Origin of the sequence: Candidatus Endomicrobiellum cubanum (genome assembly GCF_031278955.1) — a bacterium.
GTDB lineage: Bacteria > Elusimicrobiota > Endomicrobiia > Endomicrobiales > Endomicrobiaceae > Endomicrobiellum > Endomicrobiellum cubanum.
On record NZ_JAITJM010000051.1, the window covers coordinates 1 to 3,052 of the forward strand.

The 3,052-nt window shown below is 33.8% G+C and carries 3 protein-coding genes; 2 read left to right on the forward strand and 1 reads right to left on the reverse strand.

Features of this window, described 5'->3' with window-relative positions:
• A partial coding sequence (locus LBD57_RS04750; protein ID WP_373470186.1) for a PD-(D/E)XK nuclease domain-containing protein occupies positions 1-222 on the forward strand: 222 nt, incomplete at its 5' end.
• A gap of 24 nt (positions 223-246) precedes the next feature.
• A complete protein-coding gene (locus LBD57_RS04755; RefSeq protein WP_373470187.1) occupies positions 247-1,146 on the forward strand; it encodes a lysophospholipid acyltransferase family protein in 900 nt (299 codons plus the stop codon).
• Positions 1,147-1,483: 337 nt separating this feature from the next.
• Here LBD57_RS04755 and LBD57_RS04760 read toward each other — a convergent pair whose 3' ends face one another.
• A complete protein-coding gene (locus tag LBD57_RS04760; protein WP_373470188.1) occupies positions 1,484-2,503 on the reverse strand; it encodes a Fic family protein in 1,020 nt (339 codons plus the stop codon).
• Positions 2,504-3,052 lie beyond the last annotated feature (549 nt).

Genomic DNA, 3,052 nt, shown 5'->3' on the forward strand with positions numbered 1-3,052 from the left:
AACAAAGGGCGGATAGATGTAGTGTTAAAGAAAGAGGATAGAGTAGTGATAGTAGAGATAAAGTACAGTAAAGATAATAAGCCAGAGGAAATGCTAAAAGAAGGTATGGGACAGATAAGGGAAAAGAAGTATTATGAGAAATATATAAACAACAATCCAATACTTTTAGGTATAGTGTTTAGTGAAAATAAAGATATTGCTTGTAGATTCGAAAATGTTTAACTGATTAATTAACGGGATTATTATATGTTTGAAGAAAGAACAAGTCTACAAAATCATTTGGAGTATATAGGTTTAAAAATATTAATATGTATAGTTTTTTTGTTAGGTCGTAGGATTGCGCAATTTTTTGGCAAGGCCTTAACTATTATAGTTTTTTATTTTATACCTTTTAGAAAAAGGCTAGTATTAACAAATATTGCGTTGTCTTTTCCTGAAAAATCTAAAAAAGAAGTTAAAAAAATAGCAAGAAACACCTATAAAACTTTCGTTAGAGTTTTTATCGATATGTTTTTTATATCTAAGATGCCTAATGAAGAGATAGAAAAAATGTTGGTTTATGATAAGGATATTATAAACAAGGCTTTATCTAAGAATAAAGGACTTGTTTTACTTTCAGCGCATTTTGGAAATTGGGAATTATCTGCTCTAGCTTTTGCAAAAAGATATCCTGTAGCATTAATAGTGGCGAAGCAGTCTAATGATTTTGTAGATACAATGATAGAAAGTTTTAGAAATAAAGAAGGATTTAATGTTTTAAACTTTCCAAGAGACGATAAAATGTCTTTTAGAAAAATAGTAAAAGTTTTAAGGAAAAACCAAGTTTTAGCAATACTTGGAGATCAAGACGCAGGCCATAAAGGTATATTTTTGCCATTTATGGGAAGATTAGCTTCTACGCCAAAAGGACCTGCTTTTTTTGCTCTTAGGGCGGGAAGTCCTATAATAACAGCATTTGGGGTTTGTCAAAAAGATGGTAGTATGAAAATGAATTTAGAAGAACTTCAAATGCCAAACTCTGGTAATGAAGAAAAAGATATAGAAATAATTAATACAATATACAATAAAAGACTTGAAGAAGTAATTAAGGAAAATCCTGACCAATGGTTTTGGTTTCATAGAAGATGGAACACTCGTCCAAATTAATAAAATATTATAAGTACGCTTTGATAGTAGAATTATGGACAAGGTTACGATAAAAATTTTACCTTATCTTTTTTTGCCATAAAAAACTAACTAATACCTTTTCCCTCCTTTTCCCGGTCAAGTCAGGTCGTATGATGTTTTTACCTCTGTTGCCACTTTCAAGCGAAGGCAATATATTGGGATTGTAAAAAAGAAAGTGTAAAGTTCCTTTGGTATAAAGAAAGTAAAGGAGCGTAAAAATGGACAAAGAACTATTGAAGAAATCCGAACACTATACTATCAGAATGTACTGGACATCATGCACGAAGTTGATTACTTCTTGGATAAGGTGGCGACCCTATAAAATCTTATAGAATGCGCCTTTCGTGTTGCCGCCGCGTTTTTCTATTCTGCCTTTCTCTATCAAACCTTTCAGTATCGTATTAACCTGCTGCCTTGAAACCTTCAAAAACTTGATAACATCGCCGGAAGTGAATTCACCTAAACTTGCAAATTTGTCTAAAACTTGTCTCTCTCTGGGGGTTAACCTCATAGAAACCGATACTTCGGACAAGGAATTCTCAGCCCGCTCTATCGCGCTTTGCAGGGAATACTTTAAGCCGTCCGTGAAGTATTCAATCCATTGTGTTAGGTCGCCGTTGTCTGCCGTTGAAAGTTTATCAGAGTATTCCCGTCTGTCCGTGTCGTAGAAATCGTCAAGGACAAAATACTTGTTTATCTGATACCCGTTTTGAATAAGAAGTAATGCGGTCAATAGCCTGCAAGTTCTTCCGTTGCCGTCAACAAATGGGTGAATATAGACGTATTGATGATGGAATATGCCGGCTTTCAAGAGAGGCAGGATTTGACCTGAAGTATTAGACCAGTCAAACAGTTCTTGCAACTGTTTTTCTATCTGGGATTTCTCGTGGAAAGGCGGCTTATGCTTTACGACAATCTCCATACCTTTTGGTGTTTGTATGCGATTTCCTACGACTACCACGCTGTTTCGTATCTTCCCGGCTATCTTATCTTTCATACCTGTTAAGAGTTCTTTGTGAACTTCAAGCAATATCTTTAAGTCAAACGCTTTGAATGATGACAATTTTTTAAGTATGGCGAAGTAGTTTGTAACTTCTTTTTCGTCTCTGTTGGCAGGAATGCGACCGCCAAGCAAAAGGTTTGTTACTTCGGGTAAAGACAGGGAGTTGCCTTCTATGCTGTTTGAGGCATACGCAGACTGTATAAGGTTATTTCTTTCTAAGTTAAGCCACAGACTTTTGGGAAGCTTCAGCTGTTCTATCTGTCCGTATAATCTTTCAACGGCAGATACGTTTTCAAGCAGTTTAGTGGTCAGGCTGTATTTAGGTTTTAGCATTGGCTTATTGTATATTATTGTCAATATTATTGTCAATATTATTGTCAAGTGTTAGGCAGTCAAATAACACCGCAGCATAGCCAACCGCAGTAACCCCTGACTTGACCGTTTTAAGGAAAAAAAGGGGGAATCACTCATAAAAAGGAGGTTTGTGGGAACCCAAACAGATGTTTTTATATAAAAACATCTAATTTTTGTTTTTTCTAAATATATAGTTGTTTAGAGTATTATTTATGTTAAGATATAAAGAAAAGATAAAATCTTTAATAGAAGAGAATGTGTATTAAATACATTTATATTATTGCTTTTTCTTTCGGCAAAGCTGCTACAACATTTCTTAAAACGCTTATTTCTTAAATTGTACTTTTAACAATAAATATAATAAAATTTTATCCATAACACTTTAAGGAATAAATATATGAAGAAATTACCAATAGGATTACAAACGATAGAAGGTTTAATAAGAGGGAAAGCAATATATGTAGATAAGACAAAAGAAATACATAATATGGTAAAAGGAGCAGGTAAGTTTTATTTTCTATCAAGGCC

What these genes read in the sequence shown, in the direction of transcription:
- LBD57_RS04755 (WP_373470187.1), top strand. Translation starts at nt 247, where the DNA reads ATGTTTGAAGAAAGAACAAGTCTACAAAATCATTTGGAGTATATAGGT.
- LBD57_RS04760 (WP_373470188.1), bottom strand. Translation starts at nt 2,503, where the DNA reads ATGCTAAAACCTAAATACAGCCTGACCACTAAACTGCTTGAAAACGTA.